This is a genomic window from Catenulispora sp. GAS73, assembly GCF_041262085.1.
In the GTDB taxonomy this organism is placed as follows: domain Bacteria; phylum Actinomycetota; class Actinomycetes; order Streptomycetales; family Catenulisporaceae; genus Catenulispora.
Genome location: NZ_JBGCCM010000007.1, coordinates 233690 through 247076 on the forward strand (window position 1 = coordinate 233690; position 13387 = coordinate 247076).

10 protein-coding genes are annotated in these 13387 nt (G+C 69.7%); 7 read left to right on the top strand and 3 right to left on the bottom strand.

The window, feature by feature from the left end:
• Nucleotides 1-56 precede the first annotated feature (56 nt).
• Together ABH935_RS12990 and ABH935_RS12995 are read right to left on the bottom strand one after the other, a co-directional pair.
• Nucleotides 57-1163: a serine/threonine-protein kinase gene (locus tag ABH935_RS12990; protein ID WP_370378109.1), complete on the bottom strand. Its 1107-nt coding sequence runs from the start codon at nt 1161-1163 to the stop codon at nt 57-59.
• Between the two features lie 290 nt (nt 1164-1453).
• Entirely contained in the window at nt 1454-1798 is a 345-nt protein-coding gene (locus ABH935_RS12995) for a hypothetical protein (RefSeq protein ID WP_370378110.1), read from the bottom strand.
• A gap of 87 nt (nt 1799-1885) precedes the next feature.
• Here ABH935_RS12995 and ABH935_RS13000 point away from each other — a divergent pair, with 87 nt between their 5' ends.
• The 4 genes from ABH935_RS13000 to ABH935_RS13015 all read left to right on the top strand — a co-directional run bounded on the left by ABH935_RS13000 (nt 1886) and on the right by ABH935_RS13015 (nt 8203).
• Nucleotides 1886-5152 (top strand): CHAT domain-containing protein, encoded by a 3267-nt coding sequence (locus ABH935_RS13000; RefSeq protein WP_370378111.1) that lies wholly within the window; start codon nt 1886-1888, stop codon nt 5150-5152.
• A gap of 5 nt (nt 5153-5157) precedes the next feature.
• Nucleotides 5158-5862: a hypothetical protein gene (locus ABH935_RS13005; RefSeq protein WP_370378112.1), complete on the top strand. Its 705-nt coding sequence runs from the start codon at nt 5158-5160 to the stop codon at nt 5860-5862.
• A 232-nt stretch (nt 5863-6094) separates the two neighbouring features.
• The gene (locus ABH935_RS13010) at nt 6095-7210 is read left to right on the top strand and encodes a porin PorA family protein (protein WP_370378113.1); all 1116 of its coding nucleotides are present in this window, start codon (nt 6095-6097) and stop codon (nt 7208-7210) included.
• A 183-nt stretch (nt 7211-7393) separates the two neighbouring features.
• Nucleotides 7394-8203, top strand: a complete 810-nt coding sequence (locus ABH935_RS13015) for a hypothetical protein (protein ID WP_370378114.1) — start codon at nt 7394-7396, stop codon at nt 8201-8203.
• Nucleotides 8204-8425: 222 nt separating this feature from the next.
• Here ABH935_RS13015 and ABH935_RS13020 read toward each other — a convergent pair whose 3' ends face one another.
• Nucleotides 8426-9832 carry an ROK family protein gene (locus ABH935_RS13020; protein WP_370378115.1) on the bottom strand — a complete coding sequence of 469 codons (1407 nt, stop codon included), beginning with the start codon at nt 9830-9832 and terminating at the stop codon, nt 8426-8428.
• 197 nt (nt 9833-10029) lie between these two features.
• Between ABH935_RS13020 and ABH935_RS13025 the strand changes: the two genes are divergently transcribed.
• The 3 genes from ABH935_RS13025 to ABH935_RS13035 all read left to right on the top strand — a co-directional run bounded on the left by ABH935_RS13025 (nt 10030) and on the right by ABH935_RS13035 (nt 13355).
• On the top strand, nt 10030-11382 hold the full coding sequence (locus ABH935_RS13025; protein ID WP_370378116.1) for a sugar ABC transporter substrate-binding protein: 1353 nt from the start codon (nt 10030-10032) through the stop codon (nt 11380-11382).
• A 112-nt stretch (nt 11383-11494) separates the two neighbouring features.
• Nucleotides 11495-12466, top strand: coding sequence for a carbohydrate ABC transporter permease (locus ABH935_RS13030; RefSeq protein ID WP_370378117.1), 972 nt, complete (start codon nt 11495-11497; stop codon nt 12464-12466).
• Nucleotides 12459-13355 (top strand): carbohydrate ABC transporter permease, encoded by an 897-nt coding sequence (locus tag ABH935_RS13035; RefSeq protein ID WP_370378118.1) that lies wholly within the window; start codon nt 12459-12461, stop codon nt 13353-13355. The genes ABH935_RS13030 and ABH935_RS13035 overlap by 8 nt, the downstream gene beginning before the upstream one ends.
• The last annotated feature ends 32 nt before the right edge of the window (nt 13356-13387 follow it).

The window sequence follows — 13387 nt, forward strand, 5'->3', positions numbered from 1 at the left end:
GCACCGACAGAGGGCAAAGCGTGAGGTCAATCACACATCAGCTCGATGCGAGCCACTCACCAGGGCCGGAAGATCGTGCTGAGCGCGAGGGCCAGCCCGGCGATCCCGATCCCGATCCCGGCGGCGGCGAGAGCCGCGGTACGGCGGCGCGTCGAATTCGCGCGCCGGCCTCTGGGCTTGCGCAACGGCGGATGCGGCTCTCCGCCGGTGATGGCCAGCGTGACGCCCGGGGCCGAGGGCAGGGCCCGGGCCGAGGGCAGGGCCGGCGGTTCCGAGATCAGCCACGGCGGGAGGTCGACGTCCTCCGGAGTCGCCGCGACCGGGTCGGCGTGCGCCCATCCGTCGGGCAGGATCAGCTCCCTGAGTCTCCAGGCCAGTTGTGCGGCACCGGCGGGCCGGGCCGCCGGATGCTTCGCCATGGCGGTCCGGATGACCGTCACGAGCGCGGGCAGCTCCGGGCAGTGCAGCACCGGCGGCGGCTCGTTCACGATGCGGAACAGCAAGGCGATGATCTCCGGGCTGTCCGCCCGGTAGAACGGCGGCTCGCCGGTCAACAGGTGGTGCAGCGTCGAGCCGAGCGAATAGACGTCGCCCGCCGCGGACGGCCTGGCTCCGGCCACCGTCTCGGGGGCCACGTGGACCGGGGTGAAGGCGTTCCCGCTGGTCATCCCGGACGAGGATCCGGGCGCCACCGCCACGCCGAAGTCGGCCAACGCCGGCTCACCGAAGCGCGATATCAGGATGTTGCTGGGCTTCACGTCGCGGTGCACGATGCCCAGGGTGTGCGCGTCGGCCAGCGCCCCGGCGATCTTCGCCCCGATGGCGGCGACCTCGACGGCCGGCAGCGGACCGGAGGCGTCCAGGCGGTCCTGCAGGGAGCCCTGCTCGTACAAGTCGGTGGCCATGAACGGCTGCCCCGCGGTCGTGGTACCGGCGTCAAGCGCCGTGACGACGTGCGGATGCCCGGTCAGCCGGCCGGTCAGCCGCATCTCCCGGACGAAGCGCCGCGAGGCGGTCTCGTCGAACTCCCCGGACAACACCTTGACCGCGACATAACGCTCGAATCTCGCCTGCCAAGCCCTGTACACGACACTCGTCCCGCCACGCCCGATCTCCACCAGGTCGCGGTATCCCGCTATCGACGCGCTCGGCTCATCCCCCACGGATGTCTCCCCCTTGTAGACCCCGGCGCCGGAGCCCCGACGCCGCACAGCGGGGAGCCTAGGATCGTGGCGGTATCTACTGCGGGGTAAACCAGAGTTTTGACTTACTTGTGATGCGGAGATTATGCCTGTTCACGCGTCGAATTCGCCGACCGCCACGCATGCGGGCCGAAAAGCAGTGGTCTTGAAATCAGCACCATGACTCAGACCCCCGCGACCGCGCTGGCGTGCAGGAACTCCTCTGGCGCCCAGGCAGCGCGGCCCGGCGAGACCAGTGACGGCCCGCGCCGCTATCCCGTTCTGCCGGAAAACCTCTTCGCCAGCTCCCGGAGCCGCTCCACGGCGTCGGCCACCTGGCCGTCGGTGACACTCATGCCGGGCCACGAACCGAGGCGTTCGAGCTGCTCAGCGAACGCCGAGTACTCCACGCATGCGTGCTCCCGACACGCGAGGCACGTCACGCTCTCCGGCCGAGAAGAGGTCATCGCATAGGGCACATCCAGCCCACAACCGGTGGCAACAACACTCGGCGCATCCGGCACCCGGCCCACCACCGACGACATCACGTTGCGGAAATCGGGCCCGCCCCTCAGCGCTCTCCGCTCGACGTGGATGTGCGGATCAATCTCGGCCATCCGTGAGCGCGCCTCCATCCATGTCGGTCCGATATGAGACTACTGACTGCGTCGGTCCGAAGTGCCACCGGCAGTAGCATGACGCGAGTGAACGACGTAGAGCGTCTCAGGGTCCTGTTGGACCAAGGACGCCACGCTGAGCTCGCGCGCGAGGCCGGGGAGGTCGCGGTCGGCTCGGCGGCCCGGGGCGAGGTCGATCTGTTGTGCGTGCGGAGCCGGTTCGAGCAGGGCTATGCCCGCGACGCTCACGAGATGGCGTGGGGGCTGCTCTCGGCTGGGGATGCGGGCTGCCGCCTCAGGTTGTGGGGCGAGTTCCTTGCCCTGTATGCCGAGCCGGATGCCGATGTGATGGCGCGGCTCGATGAGTTCGACCAGCTGTGCGCCGACTACGCCGCCAGCCCCGACGGCGCTGTGGCGGCGCTGACGGTCGACCTGAGCGCTCGGGCATGGACCGTGCGGCAGGTGCGGGCTGGTAAGGGTACTGACTCGCGGGTCGAGAGCATGCGCCGGATGGCGCGCGCCGCCGAGGTCTACGAGTCCGCCGGTCTGGTCCGGGATGCGGCCGACGCGTTGCGCCGTGCGGCGACGGTCGGGGCGGTCGGTCGGGCCGCTGAGCGCGCGGCCGCGTTGGATCTGTTGCGAGAGGCCGGGAGGTTGGCGGGCACCCACAGTCTGGACGTCGGTGCGGCCGAGGTTCGGCTCGCGGCGGCCACGCTCGCGTTCCGCGACTTCCTGGACGACCCCTCGGGGTCTGACGTCGCGCTGCTGATCGCCGAGTTCGACGGGGCCGAGGCCGACTTCACGGCGGCGGGGCACGCCTTCGGGGAGGCGAAGGTCGCCTCGGCAGTCGGACTGCTGCTTCTGACCTACGGGTCCGAGGAGGGGCTGGCGTTCGCCGAGACGGCGGCGCGGGGCTTCGCCGAGGCCGACGTCCCCCTGGGCGAGCAGCCGGTGTGGGCCGCGCTGAACACGTGGCACACGCTGCGCGGCGACCCCGCTGAGGCCCGGCGTGCGTCGGATCGGGCAACGACGCTGGCGCTGGCCAGCGGGGTCACGCTCGGGATCGAGGTGCGAGCCCTGGGCGAGGCGCACGACGCCCTGCGCGCCGGGGAGGCCGGGATCGCGCGGCCGCTGTTGGAGAACGGTAGTCGCGGCGGGAGAAGTGGCGACGGTGCGGGGGCGTTCCCGCTGGCGAGCCTGGTCCTGGCCGCGACGACGGCGAGCTCGGTCGGGCTGAAGGCCGAGGCGCTCGGGCACCTGGAGACGGTCGTGGCGACGCTTGCCGAGACCGGCGCGACGTTCGCCCTCACCGAAGCGCTGAGTGTGGCGGCCACATTGCTGACTACCCAGGGCCCTGATCGTGCCGCGAGGTTGCTCGCGCAGGCGGCTGACCTGGCCGAGGACGCGGAGACCTTCGCCGAACAGGCCCGTTATCTGGCGCAAGCCGCCTGGGACCGCGTGGTCGCCCGCCACGCCGCCGGGGCCGTGCCGCTCATCGACGACACGGTTCTCCGCGACTTCGACAAAGCCGAGGCGATCCTGTCTGCTCAGCGCACGCTGGCGGCGCGCAGCGAACTCGTCAACCTGTATCAGTTCCGCGGTCAGGCGGCGATGTTCGCCGCGGACTGGGACCAGTGCGGCCATTGGCTGACCGAGGCCGAACACGTCGCACGGATCTGCGGTCTGCTCCCTCAGCTCGCGGCGATCCTGTGCCACCAGGGTCTGACGCTCATCACGGTGGCGAGAAGGACCGGCCTCGAAACGTACGACCGCGCTGCGGGCCGGCTGGAGGAGTCCCTCGCGCTCTACCGGCAGACAGGGTTGCGTCCCTTCGTGTGGCAGGTGACGTTCCATCGCGCGCTGTGCGATATCGAGGCCCTGCGCTGGCCGCATCCGGACGGAGCGTCGCCGAGCCCTGAGGAACGTATCGCCCGGGCATCAGAGCTGCTGGAGGCGGCGTCGGAGGAGATCGACTACCTGCGCCGCTCCTCGGAACACGGCGCGGCCGGACGACGGCAGCAGGTCTGGTCGTCCTTCGCGGCCGACAAGCAGACGTTCTACGAGCAGGCGTTCCAGCTGGCCTGGGACGTACGCGGGGACGCCGCCGCCGCGTGGCTGTGGCTGGAGCGGGCGAAAGGACGCGCCCTGCTCGACGCGCTCGGCGAGCCGGCGCAGGCCGACGACAACAGTGACGGCAATGCCGCCGATGCCGCCGACGTCGCATCGACGAGCCCAGAAGTCCGCCGACTCGCCGCGAAGCGCTCGGCGCCCGCGGAGTTCAACGAAATCAGAGCCCTGTTGGCAGCGGAGGAAGCGGCGACCGGGCGCGGCATCGTGCTGGCCCAATACCTCTGCACGCGACAACGAACCCTGATGTTCGTGGCCACGACGCGGCACAGCCGGCCGCACGTCGTAGCCGTGCCGTTGGACCACGCCGCGTTGCGGAGCTTCGCGGGAGCCCACTTCCGCATTCCTGGCGGCGTGCGGATGATGGCGCAGGATCTGGCGGACGGCGGGCTGGCCGCATGGCACCGCTTCGCAGGGCTCGTCGAACCCCTGGCCGCCTTCGCCCGACCCGACGACGTCGTCTACCTCTCGCCGCACGGCGCGTTGAGCGACCTCCCGCTGCACACACTTCCGATCGACGGCGTGCCGCTGATCGAGCGCAACGCCGTGTGCTACATCCCGGCGGCCGCGGCCTTGCGTCACGCCCTGACCGGCGACCACGGGCCGGCGCGGACGGCGGCCGTCTTCGGTGACCCGCGCGGCACGCTTCCCAGCGCGCGCCGGGAGGCCGTGGACGTCGCATGGCAGCTCGGCGCGGAGCCCGTGCTGGGGCCGGACGTCGGCCGCGACCGGGTCCTGGCCGCACTCGCCAGCGCCGCCGTGGTCCACCTCGCCGGGCACGGCAGCGTCTCGGCCGCCGACGGATTCGACTCGTTCATGGAACTCGCCGACCAGGACACGCTGCGGGCCGCCGATCTGCTGCCGGTGCGCAGCGCCGCGCGGCTCGTGGTGCTGAGCGGATGTGAGACCGGGGTCAGCGAACAGCGGCCCGGCGAGGAGCAAGCCGGGTTCATCAGGGCCCTGCTGCTCACCGGAGTGACGACGATCCTCGCCAGCCAGTGGCGGGTCGCCGACGACTCGACCCGCGAGCTGCTCACCGCCTTCCACCGGCTGCGCACCGGCACGCCGGGGACGCCGGGGACCGCGAGCTCGCCGGGAACCGCTGGGACGCCGGGCCTCGGCCCGGCCGACGCGCTGCGCCGCGCGGTCCTCGACGTCCGGGCCCTGCCGGGCCGGAACCACCTTTACCATTGGGGCGCTTTCGTCCCCGTCGGCTCGTGGAGGTAGCCACCATGACTGAATCAGCGTTCGATGACGCGACCGAGCCCGGCGAGTCGGTCTGGGCCGATGTGCCCCTGGACGTCGACGAAGACGCGGTCGCCGAGCGCGCCGACTCGGCCTCCGTCGATGAGGAGCTGCGGCTGCTCGCCCGCTCGAACCGCCTGGCGCTGGTCCGGGAGAAGGCCACCCGGCACGCCGACGCGCACCAGGGGCTGGACGTCGTCGACGTGCCCCTGCGCTGCGTCGCCCACGCACACCCCTCGTGCCGCTTCCGCTGGGCCCGCGTCACGATCGACCTGTCCGGCACGGCCGGCGCGAAAGTCAGCGATCTGGTGCCGCGCGAGGAGATCAGCGACCACCCGGTGAAGATCACCACCACCTACCAGGGCGGCCTGTCCTTCAGCACCGCGCACCTGCCGGTCAAGTCGGACGCCGGCGGCACCCACACCACCGAGCGGGACGTGTACTACCCCACCGTCACCTCCTCCGGCATCGGCCTGACCCACGCGATCTGGGACTTCACCGCCCGCGACGGAAGCCCCCTGCACCTGGACCGCCAACTGCGCCTGCTGCTCACCCTCCCGGCGGCGGCCACGGCCATCGGCGCGGAGCTCAGCATGCGCGCGACGGTCGCGGTCAACGGCCTGATCGGGATCATCCCGCTGATCGGCAAGCACAAGGCCGCGATCCACCTGGACGACGTCATCGAGGCCTGAGGCCGCCCCGGGGGGCAGCACATCCGACGGCACCAAGGTCGACCAGTGGGCCGACTGATGTGGCGTGGCGGTTCGTGGTGGATCAAGGAAGATGAGAATAATTCAGCTCACCTCTTCCTACTTGCGGGTAGCTGGGATTACCCTTCCGGACACGGCTCGCTGTGACGACGGTCACAGTACCGGTTTTCTTCGCGGTTCTCCCCTGTCCCCAGGCTCGTCAGGAATCGATACCATGCGCAAATCAGTTCTCGTATTCGTCGCCGGCGCCGTATTGTGCGCCGCCGTCGCGGGGGTGATCCGGTTCAAGATGGTGCCGGACGCCGAGCGCGTCCAGAGCGACCAGAACACCGTCACCCACTACGCCGGGACGGCTTCGTACCTCGATCAGCACGCGGTGGCCGGCGGTGATCTGGCGCACGCGTTCGTGAAGGGCTCGCCGTTCACCGCGGTGGAGACCGTCAAGGCCATCGGGATGCACGGCGATGTCGCGGTGCTGTCGGACGTGACCGCTATCACCGGAGCCGGCGGGGTGCTCGGCAACCCGACCTCGACGTGGGCCGTGGATCGCAAAACATTGATGCCGGCGGCCGCGCCGACCGGCGTCACCGCCGACCCGCATCAGGGCCTGGCGGTGGGGTTCGCGTTCGCTCCCGGCAAGCACGACTACCCGTGGTGGGACGGCGCGACCGGTACCCAGGCCACGGCCAAGTACGTGCGCAGCGAGAACCATGTCGGGCGCTCCACGTATGTGTTCACCGTGGACGTCTCCGGGGCGTTGAAGGACCCTGGCACGCTGGCGCAGCTGCCGCAGGCGGTGCCGGTGTCGGTGCTCAAGGGGCTGGCCGCGACGATGGCGCCGGACATGCAGGGCGCGTTGGCGGCGTTGCTGCCGCCGGGCGGCGACAGCGTGATGGTGCCGCTGTCGTACACGTCCGCGACGAAGACCACGATGTGGGTGGACCAGCTGAGCGGGACCACGGTCGACGCCGACGCGCACCAGACGGTGACCGCGCAGATGGCGTCGAAGCTGGGGACGGTGCCGCTGACGGCGGTGCTGGACGTGGACACCAAGATGTCGCCGCAGGGAATCTCGGACGCGGTCAAGCAGTCGAAGGACGACGAGTCGAAGCTGCTGTGGGAGGGCACGGTGGCGCCGGCGGCGCTGGTGGTTCTCGCGCTGGCGCTGGTTGTCGCGGCGGTGATGACGGGGCGCCGGCGGAAGCCTGAGGTGGTCGGTTCGGACTCCGGCGCAGGTGCCGCGTCCGGCGGTGCTGGTGGCGCGGACGGTACTGGTGGCGCAGACGAAGGCACGCCGGAGTCGCTCGAACCATCCGCCACGGAGGAGTGAGTCGGCACTCGGCCGTCCTCGCGGCGGCGACGGCCACCATCGCGGTCAACCTCGGGCCGGCGGCCGCCGCCGGCTGACCGTTCGCCTCCGGCATGTCAGGCCACTGCGGTCGTCGGCACCGCTTGTCGGCGCGGTCTCATAGCATCCGGGAAACGGCGAACCTCAACGGTTGGATCTTGCGAAATGACTGATGGCGCAGTGACCGGCACGCCCGATGCGAGCGACTGGCAGCAGGTACTCTCCGACGGTTTCGGGGCCTTCCTGGGCCGTCCGCTGGACGAGCACGGTCCCGAAGCGGTGTACGGCGCGTACTACTGGGCCGGGAACTTCCTCGCCGACGTCGGTTTCGCCGACGACGCCGCCTGGGTGGACCCGGAAGCACTCGCCGGGCGCCTCACGGTCACCAACGAGGACATCGTCATGTACGACGAGGGCGAGGTCGCGCCGTGCTTCGACGCCGCCACGTCGATATTCGTGTTCGAAGACGAATCGGCCCTCCCGGCCGCATTCGCCGCCGACCTGAGCGCGGCGGCCTTCCCCTCCAGCGAGCCCGACAGCAGGCTGATACTCGGCCGGGACCTCGGCGCCCTGCTGGCCCGCCACGATGAGGTGGACCTCACCGACGAAGTGGCAGCCGGTACCTGGCACGTCCTCTACCCCCGCATCGCCTCGGACGGAACCCTGCGCGACGCACTGCGCGCGGCCACCAGCATCGGCGACGGCCCCGACAGCCTCATCGAGTTCCACGGCAAGCCCGAGGAACGGTGGCAGGCCGCCCTGTCCCGGGTGGCGCACCCGGGCCTGCGTGCCCATCTGAGCTTCGCCTGCCAGGAGATCGGCGCAGCGTCCCTGCACTACGTCGGCGAGGACGACCTCACCTTCTGGGGCCTGACCGGAGAGGGCTGCTCGGTCGTCGCCGCCTGGGACGAGACCGAGAACCAGGTCGAGGTGGCCGTGTTCCAGTTGGCCGGCGCGCTGTTGGCGAAGGGCTGAGAACCCCGGCCGGCACGACCAGGGTTCACTACTGGCTCGACGGAGGCCGTACCGGCGGAAGCCTGGTCGCACCGAACGAGAGCGATTTCAGCAGCCCAGGAGAACGGCCATGGCGACCAGGGGCAGCATCGGCAAGGGCCTGCTGGCGAAGGCGCTGAAGAGCACGATCAAGGAGATCGAGGCGCGCAACCAGCTGACCCGTGCCTGAGGCTGGTAGAGAGGTCAGGTAGTCCCGGGTCCGGCCAACGCGGTCGGAACCGGGAAGCTGCCGTCGAAAACCGGGGCGCGCAGCGGAACCTTGCCCCCGTCGTCGAGGAACCGCGCGACCGGCAGTGTCGCGGCGCCCCGGGCCACGGCGTCGCGGCCCAGGCGGCCGAGTTGGAGGCTGGTGCGGGAGAAGGGGTAGCGCAGCGAGTGGTCGCGGGCGACCTCGTGGACGCGTGGCAGGATCTCGTCGGCCAGGAGTAGGCCGGCCCAGCCGCCGACGATCACGCGCTCGGGGTTGAACAGGTTGATCAGGTTGCCGATGCCGACGCCGAGGTGTACGGCCGTTTCGTCGAGGACGGTTCGTGCGGCTCGGGCCCGCGGCGAGGTGGGGTCTTCGTGGGCGGCGGCCAGGATGTCCAGCAGCGCGGCCTCCTCGTCTGTCGGGGCGGGAGCGGCCGCGTGATCGGTAGCGGTGCCCGCCGCGGGTCCGGCGCCCGCCGCGGATCCAGTGCCGGCTGCGGTTCCAGTGCCCGCCGCGGATCCCGCGCCGGCCGAGCCGTACTCGTCGCCCACCACTTCGCAGAACCGCGCGATGATGGATTCGGCGCCGATGTAAGCCTCCAGACATCCCCGCGCACCGCAGCGGCACTGTCGGCCGCCGACCTCGGCGGTCACGTGGCCCCACTCCCCCGCGCTGGTCGTCGAGCCGCGGTAGGAGAGACCGCCGACGGTCATGGCGGATCCGATGCCTGAGCCGATCAGCAGGAACACTGTGTCGGCGGCGCCGAGGCCGGCGCCGAACCACATCTCGGCCTGTCCCATGGTGCTCACGCCGTTGTCGATGAGGACCGGCAGGTCTGTGACGTCGCGCATCAGGGCCGCCATCGGGACCGCGTCCCAGCCGATGGTCTGGCAGTGCACGACCGAGTCCGGGTGGCCGACGACGATGCCCGGCAGGCCGATGCCCACGCCCAGGACCGGGACGCCGAGGTCCGCGCCCGGCACGCCGACGGCGGCCAGCCCGGCCGCGATCTCGGCGACCACGGCCTCGGGCTCGTAGCGGCCCGCCACGACCGGGATCTCCGCCCGGGCCAGTTCGGTGAGGACCAGGTCGAAGCGCTCGACCCGGATGTGGGTCTCGCCGACGTCCACGCCGACCACCTGGAAACCGGGGGCGTTCACGTCCAGCAGGATGCGCGGCCGGCCGCCCTCCGACTCCACCGCGCCGGCCTCGACGACCTGGCCGCCCTCGATCAGCTCGGCGACCACGCTGCTCACCGAGGCGGTGCTCAGCCCGGTCGCGCGGCTCAGATCCAGCCTGCTGATCAGCCGGTGGAAGTACAGATGCCGTAACAGCAGGGACTTGTTCGACCTGCGGACGTCACGCACGTCGCGGACGTTCCTGCCGCCCTGGACCGCCATGAGCCTCCCTCGTCGTGCGCATCCCCGTCCCCTTGACGTCACCTTAAACCAGAAGTTAAATCGGAGCACGAACTTAGGCGTGAAAAAAGGCGGCCGGCCGCTCCCACGGCCTGTCGTACGGCACGAGGCCCGGTCCAACCCGCCACCTCCTTTGCACGACCGCACAGGGGGCGGGCACACCTCAGGAAGGTGTCCCAATGCACGGACTCGCTCATCGCCGCACCACCGCAACCATCACCGCAGCAGCTGTCGCCCTCCTGTTCACCGCGTGCGGCAGCGACACCAAACCGTCGACCACGACCACCGGCGGCTCTTCAGGCGCCCCGGCGTCCGGCCAGTCGATCACCTACTGGGCCAGCGACCAGGGCAGCTCCATCGCCGATGACGTCAAGGTCCTGACTCCCGAGCTCAAAGCCTTCACGGACAAGACCGGCATCAAGGTCAACCTGGAAGTCATCGGCTGGAACGACCTGCTCAACCGGATCCTGGCGGCCACCACCTCGGGCCAGGGTCCCGACGTGGTCAACATCGGCAACACCTGGTCCGCCTCGCTGCAGGCGACCGGGGCGTTCCTACCCGTCTCCGACGCCGTCATGACCCAGATCGGCGACACCGGGCGGTTCCTGCCCGGCGCGCTGGCCGCGACCGGCGCCACCGGGAAGCCGCCGGTGGGCGTGCCGATCTACTCCACCGCCTACGGGCTCTACTACAACAAGGCCGCGTTCGCCGCCGCCGGCATCGCCAGCCCGCCGGCGACCTGGGAGGACCTGGTCGCGGACGGCAAGAAGCTGAGCAACGGGACCAGTAAATGGGGCCTGACCCTGGAGGCCGGCCAGATCCCGGAGAACGCGCACGCCGCGTTCGTGTTCAGCGAACAGCAGGGCGGGTCGTGGTTCGACGACGCCGGCAAGCCGACGTTCACCACGCCGCAGAACGTCGCGGCGATCAAGCAGATCGTCGACTTCATGGGCGCCGACAAGATCGTTAACCCCAGCGACGCCGAGTCCTCCAACGGCACCGAGGCGCTCCAGGAGTTCGCCAGCGGCAAGGCCGCCATGCTCATGTGGCAGCCCGCCGGAGCCAACCTCGCCAAGTACGGCATGACCGCTGACCAGTACGGCGTCGCGCCGCTGCCGTTCCCGGCCAGCCCGCCGGCCGGCAGCAAGCACATCGACTCCATGGTCGGCGGCATCAACCTGGCGGTGTTCGCGAACACCAAGCACAAGGACGCCGCGCTGCAGTTCGTGAAGTTCCTGACGAGCCAGCCCGAGGAGATCACGCTCAACAAGGCCTACGGCTCGCTGCCGTCGGTGTCCGACGCCTACTCCGACCCGGCGTTCAAGAGCACCGACGACACGGTGTTGCAGAACGTCCTGGCCTCCTCGGCGACCGCGATGCCGGAGATCGTCCAGGAGAGCCAGTTCGAGACCACCGTGGGCACGGCCATGAAGACCCTGTTCGCCAACGCGGCCGGCGGCCAGGCGATCACCGACTCCATGGTCAGCGACGCGCTCAACCAGGCCCAGCAGAAGATGGAAGCAGGGGGCTGACCTACCGCGATACGGCGGCCGGACCGCGCCCCGTCTCCACGGGGGCGCGGGACCGGCCGCCGCGACCGGTCGGCGGTACCCCGTGTCCGGAACGGAAGGAAACCCGCTCACGATGACCGTAGCCACCGACAGCGATCGATCCCTGCGTCGGCTGGCGGCGGCCGATCGCCGCCGGTCGACGCGGCACAAAGCGCTGCCGTACCTGTTACTGCTCCCCGCGATCTGCTTCGAGCTGCTGGTGCACGTGATCCCCATGCTCGTCGGCGTCTGGATCAGCTTCAAGCAGCTCACCATCTACTTCATCCGCAACTGGACGGGCGCCCCGAGCGCGGGCCTGAACAACTATCGATTCGCGCTGAACTTCAACAACGCGGTCGGCAAAGCCCTGCTGCACTCGTTCTTCGTGACGCTGGGTTTCACGGTGCTGGTGGTCGCGATCTCATGGCTGATCGGGACCGGCGCCGCCGTCTTGATGCAGAACCCTTTCCGAGGCCGTGGTCTGCTGCGCACGTACTTCCTGATCCCGTATGCGTTGCCGGCCTTCAGCGCCACCATCACCTGGGAGTTCATGTTCCAGCGCGACCACGGGCTGGTGAACCAGGTCATCGTGCACGATCTGCATCTGACCTCGCACGCGCCGTTCTGGCTGATCGGGAACAACGCGTTCGTGTCCCTGGTCGTCACGGCCGTGTGGCGAACGTGGCCGTTCGCGTTCCTGGTGGTGACCGCGGGGATGCAGAGCATTCCCACCGACCTGTATGAGGCCGCTGTCATGGACGGCGCCGGGGTCTGGCAGCGCCTTCGGAAGATCACCCTGCCCTCGTTGCGGCCGGTGAACCTGGTGCTGGTCCTGGTGCTGTTCCTGTGGAACTTCAACGACTTCAACACGCCGTTCGTGCTGTTCGGGAACGTACCCGCGCCGCAGGCGAACCTGCTGTCGCTGCAGATCTATGACACGTCGTTCCAGAACTGGAACTTCGGGTCGGGTTCGGCGATGTCCGTGCTGTTGCTGCTGTTCCTGCTGGTCGTGACCGTGGTCTACCTGGCCGCCACCAGCCGGGGAAGGAAGGCTGCTGATGTCTAGCGCTCCCGGTCCGGCGAGCTCCCCCGGTCCCGCGAAGTACCGCTCCCCACTGGCTCCGCCGAAGTCGTTCCTCTGGACGCGGCGGATCGCCTTGACGCTGCTGGGGTTGTTCACTGCCACGCCGCTGTTCGTGATGATCAGCAGCTCGGTGAAGCCGTTGGTCGATGTGCAGGGGTCGTTCGACTGGGTGCCCTCACACCTGACGTTCCAGCCGTACGTGGAGATGTGGAGCACGGTTCCGCTGGCCCGGTACTTCGTGAACAGCACGGTCGTGGCGGCGTGTTCGACGGTGATCTCGGTGGTGATCGCGATCTTCGCGGCCTACGCGGTGAGCCGCTATCGCTTCCGAGGGCGGCAGGTGTTCCGCGTGACGGTGCTGTCCACGCAGATGTTTCCGGGGATCTTGTTCCTGCTGCCGCTGTACTTGATCTACGTGAACATCGGGAACGACACGGGCATCACGCTGTCGAACACCCGGCTGGGGCTGATCGTCACGTATCTGACGTTCACGCTGCCCTTCTCCATCTGGCTGCTGGCAGGGTACTTCGATTCGATTCCGCGGGAACTGGACGAGGCCGCGGCGGTCGACGGCAGCGGGCCGTTGGGGACATTGCTGCGGATCGTGGTGCCGGCGGCCCGGCCGGGGATCATCACCGTGGGGGTCTATTCGTTCATGACGGCTTGGGGCGAAGTCCTGTTCGCCTCGGTCATGACGGACGACAGCACTCGGACCCTCGCGGTGGGGCTGCGGAACTACGCCTCGGAGAACGACGTCTACTGGAATCAGATCATGGCGGCTTCGCTGGTGGTGAGCGTGCCGGTGGTGGTCGCGTTCCTGGCCTTGCAGCGATATCTGATCGCCGGTTTGACGGCGGGGTCGGTGAAGTAGGGGCATGTATGCTCGTGTCCTCCCGCCTTCGC

Bases quoted from the DNA above. Each gene is read 5' to 3' on its own strand.
- ABH935_RS13030 (WP_370378117.1), top strand. From the start codon at position 11,495: ATGACCGTAGCCACCGACAGCGATCGATCCCTGCGTCGGCTGGCGGCG.
- ABH935_RS13015 (WP_370378114.1), top strand. From the start codon at position 7,394: ATGACTGATGGCGCAGTGACCGGCACGCCCGATGCGAGCGACTGGCAG.
- ABH935_RS12995 (WP_370378110.1), bottom strand. From the start codon at position 1,798: ATGGCCGAGATTGATCCGCACATCCACGTCGAGCGGAGAGCGCTGAGG.
- ABH935_RS13035 (WP_370378118.1), top strand. From the start codon at position 12,459: ATGTCTAGCGCTCCCGGTCCGGCGAGCTCCCCCGGTCCCGCGAAGTAC.
- ABH935_RS13010 (WP_370378113.1), top strand. From the start codon at position 6,095: ATGCGCAAATCAGTTCTCGTATTCGTCGCCGGCGCCGTATTGTGCGCC.
- ABH935_RS13020 (WP_370378115.1), bottom strand. From the start codon at position 9,832: ATGGCGGTCCAGGGCGGCAGGAACGTCCGCGACGTGCGTGACGTCCGC.
- ABH935_RS13025 (WP_370378116.1), top strand. From the start codon at position 10,030: ATGCACGGACTCGCTCATCGCCGCACCACCGCAACCATCACCGCAGCA.
- ABH935_RS13005 (WP_370378112.1), top strand. From the start codon at position 5,158: ATGACTGAATCAGCGTTCGATGACGCGACCGAGCCCGGCGAGTCGGTC.